At 55.6% G+C, this 18682-nt stretch carries 11 protein-coding genes; 1 reads left to right on the top strand and 10 read right to left on the bottom strand.

Translation table 11 applies throughout. The features are described 5' to 3' along the window. Positions 1 to 42: 42 nt before the first annotated feature. The 6 genes from leuA to putA form a co-directional block, all read right to left on the bottom strand. Positions 43 to 1740 (bottom strand): 2-isopropylmalate synthase, encoded by a 1698-nt coding sequence (gene leuA / locus J2X72_RS15855; protein WP_405044726.1) that lies wholly within the window; start codon positions 1738 to 1740, stop codon positions 43 to 45. A gap of 451 nt (positions 1741 to 2191) precedes the next feature. Then, the gene (locus J2X72_RS15850; protein ID WP_310073374.1) at positions 2192 to 3142 is read right to left on the bottom strand and encodes an alpha/beta hydrolase; all 951 of its coding nucleotides are present in this window, start codon (positions 3140 to 3142) and stop codon (positions 2192 to 2194) included. A 456-nt stretch (positions 3143 to 3598) separates the two neighbouring features. Further along, complete coding sequence (locus J2X72_RS15845; protein WP_210003135.1) at positions 3599 to 4507, bottom strand: cation diffusion facilitator family transporter; 909 nt, start codon at positions 4505 to 4507, stop codon at positions 3599 to 3601. Next, the gene (locus J2X72_RS15840; protein WP_310073371.1) at positions 4504 to 6687 is read right to left on the bottom strand and encodes an anthranilate synthase; all 2184 of its coding nucleotides are present in this window, start codon (positions 6685 to 6687) and stop codon (positions 4504 to 4506) included. The genes J2X72_RS15845 and J2X72_RS15840 overlap by 4 nt, the downstream gene beginning before the upstream one ends. Before the next feature lie 232 nt (positions 6688 to 6919). After that, a complete protein-coding gene (locus tag J2X72_RS15835; protein WP_310073369.1) occupies positions 6920 to 8599 on the bottom strand; it encodes a formate--tetrahydrofolate ligase in 1680 nt (559 codons plus the stop codon). 96 nt (positions 8600 to 8695) lie between these two features. Continuing rightward, the gene (putA, locus tag J2X72_RS15830; RefSeq protein ID WP_310073367.1) at positions 8696 to 11788 is read right to left on the bottom strand and encodes a bifunctional proline dehydrogenase/L-glutamate gamma-semialdehyde dehydrogenase PutA; all 3093 of its coding nucleotides are present in this window, start codon (positions 11786 to 11788) and stop codon (positions 8696 to 8698) included. 111 nt (positions 11789 to 11899) lie between these two features. On the opposite strand from putA, the gene J2X72_RS15825 reads away from it, so the two are divergent. Further along, positions 11900 to 12361: an Lrp/AsnC ligand binding domain-containing protein gene (locus J2X72_RS15825; RefSeq protein ID WP_112530643.1), complete on the top strand. Its 462-nt coding sequence runs from the start codon at positions 11900 to 11902 to the stop codon at positions 12359 to 12361. 347 nt (positions 12362 to 12708) lie between these two features. Here the strand turns inward: J2X72_RS15825 and J2X72_RS15820 are convergent, their stop codons facing one another. The 4 genes from J2X72_RS15820 to J2X72_RS15805 form a co-directional block, all read right to left on the bottom strand. After that, positions 12709 to 13842, bottom strand: a complete 1134-nt coding sequence (locus tag J2X72_RS15820; RefSeq protein WP_310073363.1) for a DUF2333 family protein — start codon at positions 13840 to 13842, stop codon at positions 12709 to 12711. Between the two features lie 327 nt (positions 13843 to 14169). Continuing rightward, a complete protein-coding gene (locus J2X72_RS15815) occupies positions 14170 to 15450 on the bottom strand; it encodes a DUF6638 family protein (RefSeq protein ID WP_310073361.1) in 1281 nt (426 codons plus the stop codon). Beyond that, entirely contained in the window at positions 15450 to 17357 is a 1908-nt protein-coding gene (locus tag J2X72_RS15810) for an AAA family ATPase (RefSeq protein WP_310073359.1), read from the bottom strand. The genes J2X72_RS15815 and J2X72_RS15810 overlap by 1 nt, the downstream gene beginning before the upstream one ends. Before the next feature lie 168 nt (positions 17358 to 17525). Continuing rightward, positions 17526 to 18680 carry a hypothetical protein gene (locus J2X72_RS15805; protein ID WP_310073357.1) on the bottom strand — a complete coding sequence of 385 codons (1155 nt, stop codon included), beginning with the start codon at positions 18678 to 18680 and terminating at the stop codon, positions 17526 to 17528. Positions 18681 to 18682: the final 2 nt, after the last annotated feature.

Genomic DNA, 18682 nt, shown 5'->3' with positions numbered 1-18682 from the left:
TTCGTTCCCGCGTATAAATGAAAGGCCCCGTAGGGCCCTTCATCACTTTCCGACTATCCGGTTTGCTGCCGAGACAATGCCTTCAAGCGAGGCAGTCACAATGTTCTTGTTGATACCTGCACCAAACATCTTGCCGCCGGGATGTTCGATTTCCATATAGCTGATCGCGGCTGCATCCGAACCATGCTGGAGCGAGTGTTCCGAATAGTTCACGACCGACAATTTAATGCCGAGATAATGCGAAAGAGCGTCGATGAATCCATCGACAGGGCCGGTGCCTCTTCCCTCAATCCGTTTCGTTTCACCGCGATCAGTGATCTCCGCAGAAAGCACACGCACACCCTTCCGCTCAGTATCGGGATAGGTGTGGTGGTCGACGAATTTCAATCGCGCGTTCGGCTGTTCGACATAGAGTTCCTGGAAGCGGTCATAGATGCGCTTGGACGGCATTTCCTTGCCCTCCTCGTCCGTGATCTGCTGGATGTCTTCGCGAAACTCCACTTGCATGCCGCGCGGCAAGTTCAGGCCGTAGTCGGCTTGAAGGATATAGGCAATGCCGCCCTTACCCGACTGTGAGTTGATGCGGATGATTGCCTCATAGCTGCGCCCGACATCCTGCGGGTCAATGGGCAGATAAGGCACCTCCCACAGCATCTTGTTGGCTTGCTTGATCGCCTTCATCCCCTTGTTGATCGCGTCCTGATGCGATCCCGAAAACGCCGTGTAGACCAGCTCGCCGACGTAAGGGTGACGCTCAGGGATAACAAGCTGGTTGGAATACTCGTACACCTCCTTCATCCGGTTGATGTCGGAGCAGTCGAGTTCGGGATCGACGCCTTGCGTAAACATGTTCAACGCCAACGTAACGATATCGACATTGCCGGTGCGCTCGCCATTGCCAAACAAAGTTCCTTCGACGCGGTCGGCACCAGCCATCAGGCCGAGCTCGGTGGTTGCAACGCCGGTGCCACGATCATTGTGCGGATGCAGCGAGATGATCAGATTTTCGCGATTGTCGAGCTGACGGCACATCCATTCGATGCGATCCGCATAGATGTTTGGCGTGGACATCTCCACCGTCGAAGGCAAATTGATGATCAACTTGTTGTCGGCTGTCGGCTTGACGATTTCCGTTACCGCATTGCAGATTTCCAATGCGACTTCGAGTTCGGTGCCCGTAAAGCTTTCAGGCGAGTATTCAAAACGATAGCCACCGCCCGCCTTTGCAGCCATATCCGTGATCATTTTGGCGGCGTCTGTGGCAATGGTCTTGATGCCGTGAACGTCCTTATTGAAAACGACGCGCCGCTGTAACTCGCTGGTTGAATTGTAGAAATGTACTATCGGCTTGTGTGCGCCTTCCAAAGACTCGAAGGTACGGGTGATCAACTCCGGACGGCACTGCACCAGCACTTGCAGGGAAACATCCCTACCAGCGTTGCCCTCCTCCACGCACCAGCGCGCAAAGTCGAAATCTGTTTGCGAGGCTGAAGGAAAACCGATCTCAATTTCCTTGAATCCCATCTCGAGCAGCAGCGCGAACATGCGCACTTTCCTGTCGTGCCCCATCGGATCGATCAATGCCTGGTTACCGTCGCGCAAATCGACGGAACACCAGATGGGTGCCTTCTCGATACGTCTGGAGGGCCATTGGCGATCTTTCAGATCCACCATGGGATAAGGTTCGTATTTCTTGGCCGCATAGGGCATGCCCATGTTCCGCTGGATCATGTCGGTCATTTGTTTCTCGTTTCCGGCCGGTGCGCATCAAATCTGGCGCGATCTCGGCACTCTTCTTGAGTGTTACATTTATCTTGTAAAGGGAATAAGGAGCGATTGCCTGGCGGCTAGTTCGACCGCCGGACGCTCCTCTTAACGAGCCCGGCGATCGCCAGTAAGGTTAAGAAGAAGCGGAAGGAGAAATGCGCGATCGGTCACGCCCGCGGAAGCGGACTGAACAAATGACTGCGGGGTCGGGCGCGTTTTCATGACCAGACAGTTAAACGACTGCCAGGCCTGATGCAAGAAGAATGCTAGGTCGTCAACTCATAATCTGATGGAAATGGTCTGCAGCCGTCTTTTCGGATACGAGGAGCAAAGGGGACCATGTTGTCAGGAAGATGGACCAATCCTCCTGACGCCGGAACGGCTGCGGTGTCGAACCGCTCGGCCGGGGGTATAGCAAGTTTGTCTAGTTCTTCTTCAACTGAGCCGTCGCCCCGCCAGCCAGCCATTCACTGACGACTTTCACGTCGTCCTTGCCCAATCCATGATCGGACTTGATCGAACGCGCTTCCACGCGAGCACCGTGCGAGCGAAGCAAGTCCTCAAGGGCAGGCGCATAGGGTGCATAGAGCTGATCGGAAGCACCGGAAACGGTCAACACTCGAGCATTGGCAAGATTGGCTTCGGTCGATTCTGTCAAGACGGGCATTGAACGTAAAAGTACAGCCTGTTTCACCAGGTCCGGGTACAGCATCATCACGGCGTTGACCAAGTTAGCGCCGTTGGAGTAGCCGAGAAACGTCGTGCGATTGGGGTCGAATTTGTATTCCCGCGTGACCTGCTTCAGGAACTCAGCAAAAGCCTTTGCTTCGGATCGAATACCCTGCTGGTCGAAACTGATGGGTGTCAGCCGGCGATACCAGCGGTTCGAACCATCCTGCACGACACGCCCCCGCACGGCGAGCAGAAGAGCATTCGGTGCGATCTTCGACGCAAAGGAAACGAGGCTGGTCTCGTCCTGGCCTGAGCCATGCAGAAGAACCATCGTATCTCCGCTCTGAACCTCCGGACGATAGATCCGATACTTGAAAGTACGATCCTCATGGAGCGAACCTTCACTCTGGGGAAGAACGTCGCCCTTGATCGCTTTCTTCACGATAGTCCCACTGCCTGTCGCTCCAAGGTTAATCGGTACTGCCTTTACCGGTGTCTGCGAATTTGCCTGACCCTTCTGCGGGCAGGCATCTCCGGTGCTATTTTTATCGGCGTCGGGCTGCGGATCAATCGTATTTAACAGTACTTCCGCTTTACCGGACTGCAGCTTGTCGCAATCTGCGGTATTGCGTGCGCTAGCCGGATAAGCGGCAACGATCACCGAGAGCCCGGCCAATAGTCCATAAAGATAAGGTTTACCCATAAGTTAATCCTGGCAGTTTTAGAGCAAAGGATATCCAGATAGAACCAGTTCTGTTTCGCGGATGGCGCGACAATCCACGCGGAAGGTGACGAGGCCGATGTTTATCCATCGGCCTTGAAACAAATTCTCTCCGGCAGAACGATTCTATCTGGTTATCCTTTGCTCTAAGGTTAACTGAGATTGTAAACAGCCGCGGTTATCCGCTCGGCGCTGCCATGCGCTTTGGGCGCTCGATCCTCAAAGGGAACTGATGCGTATCGCCAAAATTTACGGTCCCCAGACGTACGCCCCCGGCGTCGCATCGAATATGGAGAATTGCATTGCTGGGAAACATGTCACCCGGCAGCGCTTCTATGTCAACATAATTGTAACGAAATCATGACCGATTGAAATAATCCGTTACAAAATGTTGCAAGACTGCATCGAATGCTTGGTTGTAACAGCGAATAAGTAAACTCAGGCGAAAGGAACGGCCGCCGTCCCGATAGGCAATTTTGCCTCGTCTTCGGGCTCGACATGGATCACCACGCTGGCGTCCGGGATCTCTGCCATCAACGCATTTTCGATACGGTCACAAATGACGTGTGCATCGCCGACGCTCATTCTCGCCTCAACGACCAGATGAAATTCAATAAAGGTTACTCGCCCGGCGATGCGTGTCTTGAGATCATGAACCTCGAGCGCGCCGCCCGCATTGGATGAAATGACATCGCGGATGCGCATGGTCTCTTCCGTCGCGACCCCGACATCCATCAGGCCTTGCACCGAATTTCCGATCACGCTCCATCCCTGCCAAAGGATATTGAGCGCAACGATCAACGCGAGTATCGGATCAAGGATCGTCCAACCCGTCAGGATGGCGCCCACCAGACCAGCAAATACACCAACAGAGGTTACCACATCGGTCATGATGTGCCTGCCGTCCGCCTGCAATGCCGGGGATTTGTGTTTGCGTCCGCGGTTGATAAGCAAAGAAGCCCAGAACGCGTTGATGATCGATGCACCGCCGTTGATCGCAAGACCAAGCCATGGCCGCTCCAACGTCCGGGGCGTTTCCCAAGCGACCCAAACTTCACGCAGGATCAGCAAGGCAGCAACGACAATCAGTACCCCCTCAAGCACCGCCGAGAAATACTCGGCTTTATGGTGTCCGAAGGGATGATTCTGGTCGGCGGGCTTGTAGCTGACGCGGATCGCCCACCAGGCGGCAATCGCAGCCACCACATTGACGATCGATTCCAGCGCGTCTGAATAAAGTGCGACGGAACCGGTCACGTAATAGGCAACGTATTTCAGCGCCAGAACGGTGATTCCGACGAAAATCGACCAGAACGCAATGCGCTGAACTGTGGTGTTTTCCGTCATGCTGCTCTTATCTTTGCCCGGCGCGGCAGGTGCGCCACGACATTCTCGATCATGCGCATACCAGCGTTATGCCCGAGTGTCATGATCGATTCCGGATGAAATTGCACCGCCGCAATCGGTTCGCTTTTGTGCTCGAACGCCATGATGACGCCGTCCTCCGTTTCTGCAGTAACGATAAACTCGTCCGGCAGGCGAACCGGATCGGCGAAGATCGAATGATACCGACCCACCGTGACTTCCTTGGGAAGGCCCGAGAAAATCTTGCCTTGCTTGGTAATGCGAATGCGCGAGGGTTTGCCGTGCATCGGAACATGCAGCTGTCGCAGCGATCCGCCATAGGCTTCGGCAAGCGCCTGCAAACCGAGGCAAACGCCAAAGATCGGGAGTTCACGCTTGCGGGCTTTCTTGATCGTCGCCTTGCAATCAAAATCTTCCGGCGTCCCCGGTCCGGGTGACAGAACCACCAGATCCGGCTTGATCCTGTCGAATATCTCCTCTGCAACCGGCGTGCGTACGGTTGTCACGCTTGCACCGGTCTGTCGAAAATAATTCGCCAAGGTGTGGACGAAAGAATCCTCGTGATCGACGAGAAGAACGGATAACCCCTCTCCCACGCGAGCGACAGCGCGTTCCTCGGGCAGGACATTGCTCTTGTGCGCGTCCCGAACCGCAGCAATCATCGCCGACGCCTTGAGTTCGGTCTCCGCTTCCTCCTCCTCCGGAACTGAATCGTAGAGCAAGGTTGCGCCCGCACGAACCTGCGCGATGCCGTCCTTGATGCGGATCGTGCGCAAAGTCAGGCCCGTGTTCATGTCGCCGTTGAAATTGACCATGCCGATGGCACCACCATACCAGGCGCGCGGGCTCCGCTCGTTTTCTTCGATGAAACGCATCGCCCAAAGCTTCGGGGCACCGGTTACGGTCACCGCCCAGGCGTGCGACAGGAATCCGTCAAATGCGTCCATATCCTCACGCAAGCGGCCCTCGATGTGATCGACGGTATGGATCAGCCGCGAATACATTTCGATCTGGCGACGCCCGATGACACGGACCGACCCCGGCTCACACACACGGCTCTTGTCGTTGCGATCCACGTCCGAGCACATCGTGAGCTCGGACTCATCTTTCTTTGAGTTCAGCAGCTTGATGATCTGCTCGCTGTCGGCGATCGCATCTTCGCCGCGCTTGATCGTTCCTGAAATCGGGCAAGTCTCGATACGCCGACCGACCACGCGCACGAACATTTCCGGCGATGCGCCGACCAGATATTCGTTATCGCCGAGGTTGATGTAAAACGAATAGGGCGATGGGTTGATGGCTTTCAGCCGGCGCGAAATAACCGACGGTCTGGTTTCGCAGCGCTCATAGAACGTCTGCCCGGGTACGACTTCAAAGAGATCGCCACGCATGAAGCTTTCCTTGGCCTTCTTGACCAGTCCAGCATATTCGCCTGGATTGTAGTCGCCGCGTCCGGGTATTTTGTCTGTTGGCTTGAATGGCTTTGCCGCCGTATCCCGCGGCAGACCCTCGGTTGAAGCGCCGGCGAACGCATAGTCATAGCGGTCGAGCCATGCCTTGGCAGCATGATGGTCGACCACCAGGATCTCATCCGGCAGATACAGGACGATATCACGCTGGTCATCCGGACGTTTCAACTTGTACTGGACCGTATCGAACTGGAACGCCAGATCGTAACCGAACGCGCCATAAAGACCGAGATTGGCATCATCTTCGGTAAAGAACAGTCCAACGATACCGCGCAGGACCGTGAAGACGGAAGGTATGCGTGAACGCTCTTCTTCGGTGAACTGGCGGCTGGGTAGCGCAATCTCAAGTTCAAGCCTGGTCGCACTTGTACCTGTAACGGACACCTCCTCAAGCGCTTCGATAGCTTGCTTGATTGGGACCAAAAGAACTTCGCCGCGCTCGTTCAACGCCTCAACGGTCATATGGCGGCCATTGGACGTTATAACGACAGGCGGATCGACAATCGCCGTATCCCAGCGCGTATAGCGGCCAGGATATTCGTAATTAGACGAGAAAACGGCGCCGCGCCGCTCGTCGAGAGCATCGACATAGCTGTCGATAGCGCTGGCATAGGTCGTCGCTATGCGGGATCGCGTGATCGTGACACCGCCTTTGGTATCGAATATTTCCACATCGCCTTCAATTCTATGCATCATAAATTCCCTTGTTGCATCTGGCGTTGCGGGCTTCGGCGGTCAAACAAAAAGGCCGCCCGGAAAACCCGTCGCGGCCCTGTTCCCTTTTCACAAACATGCAAAAAGCTTTAGCGGCCGCTATCAGCGAGCCCACCACCAGCCATTTGAAAGAATGCGCTTGTCCATGAGGTGATTGTTAGCGTTACATTGCAGCGCTTGCAACAGCAAAAATATGAGCTTCGACCAACGTCTAAAATAGCCCCTCGATCAAGCCGTGGTCGTTGAGATGAATCCGCTCGGCCGAGGGAGACTTGGGCAAGCCAGGCATGGTCATGATTTCTCCGCAGATGGCCACAACGAACCCGGCTCCGGCAGAAAGACGAACTTCCCGTACGTGCACGACATGGTTTACCGGCGCCCCGCGCAGATGCGGGTTCGTCGAGAATGAATATTGAGTCTTTGCCATGCAAACCGGAAGATTGCCGTAACCAGCCTCTTCCCACTGCAGCAATTGTTCGCGCACACTCGCATCCGCATCCGCTTCAGCACCCCGATAGATGCGCTTGACGATGGTTTCGATTTTCTCGAACAGCGAAAGCTCATCCTCGTAAAGCGGCGAAAACTGCTCCGAGCCGCTTTCCGCCAACGCAACGACCCTGTGCGCAAGTTCCTCGATCCCGGCGGAACCCTGGGCCCAATGCTTGCATAGAACAGCCTCGGCGCCATGTGCCGCGACAAACGTCTTCATGGCCGCAATCTCCGCATCCGTGTCGGCAGTAAAATGATTGATTGCAACCACGACCGGCACACCGAACTGGCGGACATTTTCCATATGACGTCCGAGATTTGCGCAACCAGATTTGACGGCAGCGACGTTCTCTTGACCCAGATCTTCCTTTGCCACACCGCCATGCATCTTCATGGCACGGACCGTTGCGACGATCACCGCGGCCGCCGGCTTCAAACCGGCCTTTCGGCATTTGATGTCGAAGAATTTCTCGGCGCCAAGATCCGCACCAAAACCTGCCTCGGTAACCACATAGTCTGCAAGTTTCAGCGCAGTTGTCGTCGCGACGACCGAATTGCAACCATGCGCAATATTTGCAAACGGGCCGCCGTGCACGAAGGCTGGATTGTTCTCGAGAGTCTGCACCAGGTTGGGCTGCATGGCATCCTTGAGAAGCACGGCCATGGCCTTGTCGGCTTTCAGGTCGCGGGCATAAACAGGGGTCTTGTTGAAGCGGTAGCCGATGATGATTTCGCCGAGCCGCTGTTCCAGGTCCTCCAGATCATTGGCAAGGCAAAGAATAGCCATCACCTCCGAGGCGACAGTGATATCGAAGCCCGATTCACGTGGAAAACCGTTGGCCACGCCGCCGAGCGAGGAAGCAATATCGCGTAAGGCCCGGTCGTTCATGTCCATAACGCGCCGCCAGGTGATACGGCGCGTATCGAGATTTAGCTCATTGCCCCAGTAGACGTGGTTGTCGATCATCGCCGCCAGCAAATTGTGAGCGGAGGTGATGGCATGAAAATCACCTGTAAAGTGCAGGTTGATGTCCTCCATGGGAATGACCTGCGCATAGCCGCCACCCGCAGCACCACCTTTGGTGCCGAAACAGGGACCAAGCGATGCCTCGCGAATGCAGACGATAGCCTTTTTCCCGATCCGGTTGAGCCCGTCGCCAAGACCGACTGTCGTCGTCGTCTTGCCCTCCCCCGCCGGCGTCGGGCTGACTGCAGTTACGAGAATGAGCTTGCCATCCTTGGCACCACGCTTGGACCGGATGAACTCCGCCGAAAGTTTCGCCTTGTCATGGCCATAGGGAGCAAGATGCTCGGGCGGAATACCGATCTTGGCGCCGATCTCCAACACCGGCTTTTTCACCGCCGAGCGCGCAATCTCAATATCGGATTTGACGATAGCCATCGACGTCTCCTCAATGCTTCAAGAACGTCAAATAGCATCGTGTAAGCGAAATGGGGATAGCCAGAAGGGACTATCCCCAGTTGCTGAGGCCAGAGTCTATTCGCCCATGGCAATAAGACTTGCGTTGCCACCTGCCGCCGCCGTGTTCACGGAAACAACCTGCTCGAGTGCAAATCGTGCCAGATAGGCCGGCCCGCCTGCCTTTGGTCCAGTACCGGAAAGGCCGGAACCACCGAAAGGCTGCGTACCCACGACAGCGCCGATCGTATTGCGGTTGACGTAGACGTTACCGATATCGAGCCGGTCGATGATCTTGGTTACTGTCGCTTCGATACGGGTGTGCAAACCAAACGTTAGGCCGTAGCCGGTCGACGCGATCTGGTCGAGGACCTTGTCGAGGTCCTTGGCCTTCCAGCGAACAACATGCAAGACCGGGCCAAATACCTCGCGCTCCAGCGCTTCCGGCCGGTTGAGCTCAACGATATGCGGCGCGAAAAACAGGCCGTCTTCCGGCGCCTCGCCTGCAAAGCGCACTTTTTGTGACTTCCGCATCGCCGCTATATGGTCTGTCAGCATGTCGCGCTGTGCCCGATCGATGATCGGCCCGACGTCCGTTGAAGGCAAGGAAGGATCACCGAGGATGAGTTCCTTTGCTGCACCTTCAATCATTTCAAGCATGTTGTCGGCGATGTCTTCCTGCAGATAGAGAATACGCAGAGCAGAGCAACGCTGGCCCGCCGATCGGAAGGCCGACATGACAACGTCATCGGCGACCTGTTCGGAAAGGGCTGTCGCATCGACGATCATCGCGTTAAGGCCTCCTGTCTCGGCGATGAGCGGAACAATGGGTCCCTTCTTCGCCGCGAGCGCGCGGTTGATCGCCCAAGCCGTGTCCGTCGAGCCGGTAAAGGCGACACCGGCGATGTCCGGATGTGAGGTCAGCGCCGCCCCGACGGGACCATCGCCTGGCACATAGAGGACTGCATCTTTTGGAACACCTGCCTCATGCAGGGCGCGAATTGCCTCATAGGCAATAAGTGGCGTCTGTTCTGCCGGTTTGGCCAAGACGGTATTGCCGGCAGCGAGCGCTGCCGTTACCTGACCCAGGAAGATCGCCAAAGGGAAATTCCAAGGGCTGATACAAACGAAAGCACCACGGCCGCGATGCCGCAACTTGTTGTCCTCGCCGGTTGGCCCCGGCATGACTTTGTCTACGCCAAACTGTCTGCGAGCTTCGGCTGCGTAGTAGCGGCAGAAATCAACTGCTTCGCGGATTTCGGCGATGCCGTCATCGATCGTCTTGCCTGCTTCCCGCGAAAGAAGATCGAGAAGCCTGTCACGATTGGCTTCCAGGAGGTCTGCCGCCTTTTCCAACGCTTTTGCCCGCGTTTCCACCGGGACACGCGACCAGGATGAGAAACCCTTGCGCGCAACACTGACGGCTTTGGCCGCCTCTTCAGCGGTAGCAAAAACCACGGTACCAACAGTCGAGCCGTTTACTGGAGAGACCACATCCTGCGTCTTGCCGGATGGCTTCACGCCTTCGATCAACGGGACCGCTTTTACGGTCGTTGACGCCTTGGCAATTCCAGACAGCAAAGCCGCCAATTCCTTGCGATCGCCGAGCTCGACCCCAGCGGAGTTGGCGCGTTTGCCATAGAGCTTCGGCGGCAATGGGATGTTTGGATGGCGATAGCCCTTGCCATCGTTCAGTTTCTCGGCCGGCCTTATCAACAATTCCGAAATCGGTACATTGTTGTCACCAACCACAGAGACAAAGGACGAGTTTGCACCGTTTTCGAGAAGGCGGCGCACAAGATAGGCAAGAAGATCGCGATACCCGCCCACGGGCGCATAAATTCGGCAGGCGATCTTGTCGTTTTTCTCGGTGATCTGCTTGTAAAGGCTCTCGCCCATGCCGTGCAGGCGCTGGAATTCGAAGCCACTCTTGTCGGCGCCTGCCATTTCCAGAATCATGGCCACGGTCAGCGCATTATGCGTGGCGAATTGCGGGAAGATACGCGGTCGCGCATCGAGCATGCGCTTGGCACACGCAAGATAGGACGCATCGGTTGCTGGTTTGCGTGTAAAAACCGGATAGTCGACAAGGCCGCGTTCCTGTGCCCGCTTCACCTCGGTGTCCCAATAAGCCCCCTTGACCAGACGCACCATCATCTTGCGGTTGTGCCGCGCCGCGAGCTTGTCGATGTGATCGATCACATCGAGAGCCCGCTTCTGGTAAGCCTGGATGGCGAGGCCGAATCCGTCCCACCCATCCAGGGATGGATCCGCAAATACCCGGTCGATCACATCAAGTGATAGTTCAAGCCTGTCGGCCTCTTCAGCGTCGACGGTGAAATTAAGATCGTAAGACTTCGCCTTTTGCGCAAGAGCCAGAAGGTCGGGCACCAGTTCGGCCATGACCTGGTCATGATGTGTCGCCAGATATCGCGGATGCAGCGCCGAGAGCTTGACCGAAATCCCCATCCGATCCGGGAGCTTCTTATTGCCAGTGGCCCGGCCGATCGCGTCGATGGCGTCGGCATAGGATTTGAAATAACCCTGCGCATCCTTACGCGTACGTGCGCCTTCCCCCAGCATGTCGAAGGAATGGCGATAACCCTTGGCCTCATTGGCGCTTGCGCGCTTCAGCGCGTCCTTGATGGTTTCACCCAAGACAAAATGGTGTCCGAGATAGCGCATGGCCTGCTTGGTGGCAGTCCGAACCGTCGGCAGGCCAATCCGCTTGACCAGCGAGGAAAGCACGCCTTCCGGCGTTTCGCCTGGCTTGATGACCTTGGCCGAAAGACCGAGCGCCCAAGCGGAAGCGGACACAAACCAGGTATCGCCGCTCGGCTCGTGTTCTGACCAATGACCTTGCTTCAGTTTATCCTCGATCAGCTTGTCCTGCGTTGCTGCATCCGGTACGCGCAGAAGGGCTTCCGCCAGCACCATCAGCGCAAGACCTTCGCGGGTCGACAAACCATATTCCCGCAGGAAATCCTCGACCCCGCCGATACCGCTCGCTTCCTTGCGGATCGTCGTGATATATTTGCTGGCGCGGGCATCTATGCGGCGGTTGACATCTTCCGGCAACGTTATGGACTTAAGCAGCGAGGCAACCAGCGCCTGATCATCGACGGCATAAGGTGCGGAAAAATCATTGGTGGATGGCAATGGTGCGGTCATCAGGCTTCCCCTTATTGATTTTTCCCATATAATCCAAATCTACTCAGTTATTCTCACCAATGAATGTGAGAGATTGCGTGTAAAAAACTACAAACGGGGAATATTTTAGCGATGAAAAATTTGGACAGTCTCGATCGCAGAATATTGCGCGAGCTCCAGAAGGATGGACGCCTGACCAACACGGAATTGTCCGAGCGCATCAGCCTGTCGCAAACCGCTACAACCGAACGGGTGAAACGCCTGTCCCGTGACGGCTACATCCTTGGATACACGGCAAAATTGTCGCCGAAAAAGCTCGACCGTGCAATGCTTGTATTCGTCGAGATCAAACTTGATCGTACTACGCCGGACGTCTTTGCGACCTTTGCCGCAGCGACGCGCCGTAATCCGGACGTTATGGAATGTCATATGGTCGCCGGCGGCTTCGACTATCTGATCAAGGCCCGGGTTGCCGATATGGAGCACTACCGGCGCTTTCTTTCCGATATGCTGCTTTCCTTGCCAGGCGTCCGCGAAAGCCACACCTACGCCGTGATGGAAGAAGTCAAGGAAACGTCAAGCTTGCCGGTTTGAACCTTGCCCTCGGTTTGCAACTGATCACAGCTTTATCTGCAACCGCACATGCGTTGCCGAGCCTACCGAATAGCGTCATGTAGAGAGGGTCCAGCAGAAAAGCAGCAGCACCGGGCCAGCGGTACATTGGAGGCGATGGGCTTCTCCAACTGCGGCAACAGCCTTGCTGTTTGGATTTGGAGGTGAGCGATGTGGTTTAGACCGCTGAGCATAACCCTTATCGTAAAAAGAACCCGGACTAGCTGGCAAGTTACGCTCCGGGTTCATTTTATAAGATAAGGAAAAGGGGCAGGCGCAAGCTTGCCCCTACTCCAACCTCAATATAGCAGCTTATCAGCCCAAGTCTACTATTGCTGCAGCACCTGCTTGATGTCGATCAGGTTTGAACGCACGCGCAAGATATAAAAACCCATCGTCGTCAGGTGGTTCGGCAACAGCCAGCCGCCTTCGCTGCCATTGGCGATAATCCAGGGCTTGATGTTCAAGGCCGAACGAAGTTGCCCGTCCATGCCATCCCAAAGCGGTGTCAGGTGTTTTTCATCGAGCACCTGTTTGAAGTCCAACTGAGCCGCGTTCATCAGACCGTAATAGGCATAGAGCTGACCATAGGCGAACCAGAAGCGGTCATCGGCGCGCGTGTCGAACCAGCCATAATTGTTATTCTCCGAACGATCTTTCAAAATCGCCGAAGTCGCGCCGATATCATTGGCGATACGGTCGATGAACTGGATTAGATTGTCCGCGCGTGCATCGAAGATGGCATTGCACGACTCTAGCTTGGTGTTGAACGTACGCAAATCCTTGACCGCCGACCGATAATAACTCGGCGTCGGCGTCTTCGGACCAAAGGGATTGAGGCCGAAATACCAGGCGTCTTCGGTAAACTGCAGATTTCCACGTGCCTTTTGCAAGTCGGCGTCTATCTGCGAGGTCCCGCGAACACGGCCCAGTGTATCGACGAGTTCAACTGCCGTGCGGCGTATAGCGGAGTTGATACCGCGCTGGAAGGACGCCTTGTTGTCGAGGAAAGGCGTATTGTCCCAATCGACGCCGAAGAACCCGAGCTTGTAGAGCAGCATGGAGGAAATCCACGCGTTCTGGTTGACGTTGAAATCCGTAAGGTCTGCGGTCACCTGCACGATAGCCGAGCGCGCGCAGGTCTTCGCTGCGCCTGTATCGGCAGCTTGCGTCGGCGAAGGAACCGGCTCGCCTACAGGAACGGTGAGATTTTTGAAATTGTAGGAGCTGATGTAGTCCGGGTTGAAATTCGTCCAGACCTGTGTGTTGTAAAAGAAATATCCGTAGAGCCCGAGCCATACGAGCACGGCGAGACCAAGAACTGCCTTGAGGATGATGCCGCGTCGTCCATACCAGCTCCCCACCCACATGAACGGCCACAGGATAATACCGACCACAAAGCCGATACCGCGCCCAATATAGTAGAAAATCCGGCTGAAAAAATTGATCACGGGCTCGAGCATCCTGTTTCCTTGTTATTGTTCAAGTCCATAGAGCCCAGCCCAGCGGGGCTCTCTCAACCTTCAGATATGGTGTTTTGAGAATATCGACAAGCATGTCGATTTAAAATGCTCGCTTCCTACGAAAGTTTCATCGACGAAAACTATAGGCCCTTGTCCTATAAGGACCTGCTTACGGTTTGGATGCCTCATATTATTGATATTATTGACTAATTTTAGAATGCCAATCTATTTCATATAGAGGCGATGGACCGGCCCTATGGTTGGGGCATGCGACTGGAAAAATCTCAAAATTGGCATGCAAATTGAATTTGTTTTTACGAGCCAGAATCATAACCCGTACAGCCTCTTCCGCAGCCCCTCCTTATCCTTCAAATAAATCGTCTTCAGAGTCTCGACGACGTGTTGCTGATAGGGAGGGCTCCAGTCCTGATAGTCTGCATAAAAACCCGGCTTGTTGAAGACATAGCGTGACAGGAAATCCCAGGGGACTAAGTCGCTGATGAGTTGGTTGACCAGCCACGCATCCGGATGTCTTGGCAGGGCGCGTACGACAAGAAACCGGCGTTTCGGATCGATTTCCGCCATGTTGAGCTGCCCGGTCTGGCCGATCTCGCGCTTGACTGCATTAAGGAATGGCCATGTGCCGTCATGGTTGATCAGGCTGGCATTGGCGTGAATCCACGTCTGCAGCCAAATACGGTCGATATTGGTCAGGTCCCGCTCCGGCTCCAGTGACTGGATCAAATGCCGGATGATCATCTCGCCGCGATTTTCCAGATAGCCGGACTGCTCGATCCATGAGGCGCGCGGCAATTCGATACGCCCTGTTGTGCTGAGAAACTGAAAGACCTGTTCCGCATCCTTGATGGAAATATAATTCACCTGCCACGGCCGCGATCGCCGGAATCCCGGCGCTGACGGATCGCCGATGACGGTTGTCGTATTGTCGTCGACAAAGATGAAGACACCGCCGAAATGGCTGGTCCAGAAGGCGCGGTGCCGGAAGATGACCTTGTCCGGCACCAGCGAATTCTCCCGAATATCGCCGGTTACCTTGGCGAGTTCCACCATGCGGTTGATGAGTTCGTTGTTGCGCCAGGCGTCTGGCTCGTCTTCCAGTCTGTCGACCAACAGCCGCAGTTCCGCGGCTTGCCCCATGACGTTCTCGGCGGAAAGGACCCGGAACTCCACCTGATTGATCGACAAAAGGTCCTCGATGTCGTTGACGACCGAAACGCTATCCTCGATCTCGCCGTAAAGCACATCCTTGATCGTCAGCGCGTTGATGGCCCGTGAATTGCTGGTGAAAAACTCGTACATCAGTTGCGATGTGTTGGAAAACTGCGTGTGTACGACCGGCAAATCCGCCTGCGCCGGTGTCAAAATGATAAACCGCCGATTGACGCCATTGGGGTCGAGGTAAGATGGGTCCTTCAGCTCCTTGGCGATTTCCGGCGAAAAACCGGTCCTGTCGATATTGAATTTCTTGAGTTTCGTCGCAGAGAAACCGAAGGATTTCAGTGCACGATTATAGCGCTCTACCAGGTGTGGCTGGTCGATCGTCAGCAAGCGTCCATAGATCAGCTCGTTTTCGTAGAGAAGGTCCATCAGAGGTCCCATTGCCCTTTGGCCTTGAGTGCCTCGACCTCTCTGACCGCCCGCTCCCGCAACCTTGCTTCGCGGACCATCTTGTCGACGGCAGCATCATCGGATTTGTCCGCATAGCGGAATTCGGAGTCTGCATAGCGGTTGGTTTCCTGCAGCACCATCTCCATCGTGAAGGGCTTGCGCAACGTCTCGATCATCGCCTTCTTTTCATCATAGCCCTTGTGCATGAACGTTTCCGGCTTTTCAAACCATTCATCCGGAAGTTCCACATCCATCGCCCGCATCTTGACCGCATCGGTGACGTTCTTGATGGCACGTCCTGTGAAGCGCGGCTCACGCTCCTTGATCATGTGCAGATAGGTGCCGATGTCCGACAGGGTTTTCGGCTCGCCATTGTCCTTGATGAAGCGATCAAAAACCACTTTCAACCCGTCCTCCTGCGGCTCCGACAATTCGTCATAGGCTGTCTCCACCGCCCGTTCGATCTGTTGCGCTTCATAAAGCTTGTGATCGCCCAGCGGTATCTTGTGGTTTTTGCCCGCCAGCAGCGCGAAGATGTCGATATAATCGTCGCGCGTCTGCGGCCCGTCGACCAGCCATCGAGCTCCTGCCCTCTGCCTCAACGCATCGTCGACGTTCTCCGGATAGTTGGAGAACATGCCGAATGAGCAATTGCCGCGCACAACAGTGGAAGCGCCTGAAAAAGCTTCCATCAACACGCCGGTGATCTCATGTTGGCCCGATGATGCCCTATCATCCGAACGCTTTGCCGCCACCTGGTCGATGTCGTCGATCGTACCGAAGCCGATCACGCGCGGATTGAGCACATTCGTCACGAATTGCTTGCAGTTCTGTCCGGACTTGCCCTGATAGGATGATATCTGGTCCACACCGAAATTCTCATAATGAAATGCGTAGCCGGCAACCTGGCAATAATCATTGAGCAGCCCGGCGATCATCTGGATCAGCGTGGTCTTGCCCGTGCCCGGCGCACCATCACCGATAAATGTGAAGAGAAACCCGCCCAACTCGACAAACGGATTGAGCTGCCGGTCGAAATCATAAGCCATCAGCATTTTGGAAAGCTTCAGGGCCTGAAACTTGGCGATGTGGTTGCCGATAACTTCGTTCGGTTTCTTGAACGTCATCACCAGCGGTGTGCGTTTCTTCGACGGCGCAACATCGAACCCGTCCAGTGTGAAGTCATCGCTGTCGAGCCGCAGGTGCGTATCTTCGAAACGGCCGAGCCCGTCAAATCGCCCCTTGCGCTGCAAAAGCCCCTCGATGGCGAGTGCCGAAAAGGCTTTGGCGCGCGCCAGCATCACCTGCTCGTCGCTCGCGCCGGATATCGCACGATCGAGACCGGCAATTACCGATTTCAAGGCGTCTTGCGCGGTATCGAAGACGAAATCAGGCTCGCTCATATCATTGGCTGGCTCTGAATCAGCCTCGATCGATTGCGCGAGATATGCCGCAAGGGCGAAAGCGGCAACGTAAGCTGCAGCTGACAGAAGCCGTTTGAAATGACTGGCCTCTTCACCCAGTAACGGAGCGGAAGCATTGCGCGCCATCAGGCTTTCAAGGTCACTCTGCCGGCCGAAAACGTCGGCGACGGCGAGTGCAATTGCGACACCACGACGAGCCCGAAACAACAGCGTGTGTTGGGCAATCGAAAGCATCAGATCGTCGGGCCGCACAGATTGGATGGTTTTTGCGAGCTCCACCTCACGCGTCTTGCGCAATCCGCCGGTGGAAACAGTGGAGACAAAACGTCTGCCAGTGCCGGCAATTTCGGTACCGGACTTCTCGCCGCTATCGAGCGAGACAAATCGTGTCACCATTGCCTGTGCGACGGCAAGATGCTTGGAGATGTCCTTTTCCTCAATCGTGGTCAGACCGACGTCCATGATCGTTTCCTCCTCAAATCGGTACCGGTGTCCGTTTGGAAAGTCGCTGCGGTGAGATATATGGCGCGGTTTTCGAGAACCCGAGCGGAGCGTACATGAAGTGCGTGAGCACCGGAAGCGCCGAAAATCGCGTTGGATAACCGCCGCGGTCGAGTTTCAAACGGGCACTCATACGCCGCTGATCACCTGACCATTGGATAGGATATGGGTCTGAAACCCCTTGAAAATTCCTGCCGCTTCCCCTGATGCGTACAACGCCTGATAGGCTTCATGCGGGATGAGAGCGTGCTGCTCATAGTGACTGACGCCCTGCCTTGCCGCTTCGAGGTCATCCGTATTGATGTGGAACTCTTCGCGCGAAGGCTCCGACGACCAAAGGCCACGTTTGCCGGGTTTCTCCGCCTTGGAAAAAACTTCCTGCAAGGTCCAGGTCAAGAGCCAGGCGTCCTCTGGCTTGCGCACCCGCTCAAGAACGTCGGCAACCTTCTGATTATGCTCGGTAATTCCGGCCGTGTAGAATGGCCCGAGAACAAGCCGGCGCAGTTGTTTGGGGTGCAATTCCGGAAAATCCTGATCGAGTGCCGTAGCGATAGTAACTGGCGACAGCGAATAGGCCGAGTTCTTCGCGGCGAAGTCATCGAAGCGGCGTGCAAGATCCGGATTGAGAAGACCGCCGACCGGCAGAGGAATCCTGACCTTGTCATTGAGCTTGCCCTCGGCCACCAGCGTCTCCACCATATCTTCCGATGAGTCCTCGATGATCGCCATGTAGATCAATGGCAAGTTCGAGGCTCCGTCGAATGCGCCCCAATGCACCACGTAAAAGGGGCGCATTGTTTTCGGGTTAACCGAAACCCGGATGGTGGTCGGGAGCAGGAAGGGGGAGAATATCTCGCCTTTGTCTACGACTTCCAGATATACCCGTTCCGCCATGGACCCTTGCAGGTCGCGCGGAAACTCGCGATTGCGCAGAATGAAATCCGCCATCTCACCCCGAAGCGCATCCGCCGGCGGAATGGCAGCAAGCCGCAGCGATGCATCCTTCTTGTCATTTTCAAGCTCCAGAACATTCTGGAAGACAGGAAAACCGCTCTCGGCCTTGGATATGCGAAAGCGCTCGGCAAAACCGAGCCTGTTGCGCCAGCACTCAAATGAAGCATCAAGTCGCTGCAGGTATTCCGACACAGTCTGTGCCACCAGATCATGCTTGTAGAGCGGCGACTCCTGGTTGTTCAGAAAGATCTCAAGCCCATCCAGCGCGGCGCGGATAGCGCCAAAATAGCGCTCGGCCGCTGCAAGATCCGCATTGGCACTGTCGGTCATTG

This window comes from Phyllobacterium sp. 1468, assembly GCF_031455525.1.
Taxonomy (GTDB): domain Bacteria; phylum Pseudomonadota; class Alphaproteobacteria; order Rhizobiales; family Rhizobiaceae; genus Phyllobacterium.
Note: the sequence above shows the minus strand (reverse complement) of the source record. Positions and strands in the feature narration are given on the sequence as shown.

Bases quoted from the DNA above. Each gene is read 5' to 3' on its own strand.
- leuA (WP_405044726.1), bottom strand. From the start codon at position 1,740: ATGACCGACATGATCCAGCGGAACATGGGCATGCCCTATGCGGCCAAG.
- J2X72_RS15850 (WP_310073374.1), bottom strand. From the start codon at position 3,142: ATGGGTAAACCTTATCTTTATGGACTATTGGCCGGGCTCTCGGTGATC.
- J2X72_RS15845 (WP_210003135.1), bottom strand. From the start codon at position 4,507: ATGACGGAAAACACCACAGTTCAGCGCATTGCGTTCTGGTCGATTTTC.
- J2X72_RS15840 (WP_310073371.1), bottom strand. From the start codon at position 6,687: ATGCATAGAATTGAAGGCGATGTGGAAATATTCGATACCAAAGGCGGT.
- J2X72_RS15835 (WP_310073369.1), bottom strand. From the start codon at position 8,599: ATGGCTATCGTCAAATCCGATATTGAGATTGCGCGCTCGGCGGTGAAA.
- putA (WP_310073367.1), bottom strand. From the start codon at position 11,788: ATGACCGCACCATTGCCATCCACCAATGATTTTTCCGCACCTTATGCC.
- J2X72_RS15825 (WP_112530643.1), top strand. From the start codon at position 11,900: ATGAAAAATTTGGACAGTCTCGATCGCAGAATATTGCGCGAGCTCCAG.
- J2X72_RS15820 (WP_310073363.1), bottom strand. From the start codon at position 13,842: ATGCTCGAGCCCGTGATCAATTTTTTCAGCCGGATTTTCTACTATATT.
- J2X72_RS15815 (WP_310073361.1), bottom strand. From the start codon at position 15,450: ATGGACCTTCTCTACGAAAACGAGCTGATCTATGGACGCTTGCTGACG.
- J2X72_RS15810 (WP_310073359.1), bottom strand. From the start codon at position 17,357: ATGGACGTCGGTCTGACCACGATTGAGGAAAAGGACATCTCCAAGCAT.
- J2X72_RS15805 (WP_310073357.1), bottom strand. From the start codon at position 18,680: ATGACCGACAGTGCCAATGCGGATCTTGCAGCGGCCGAGCGCTATTTT.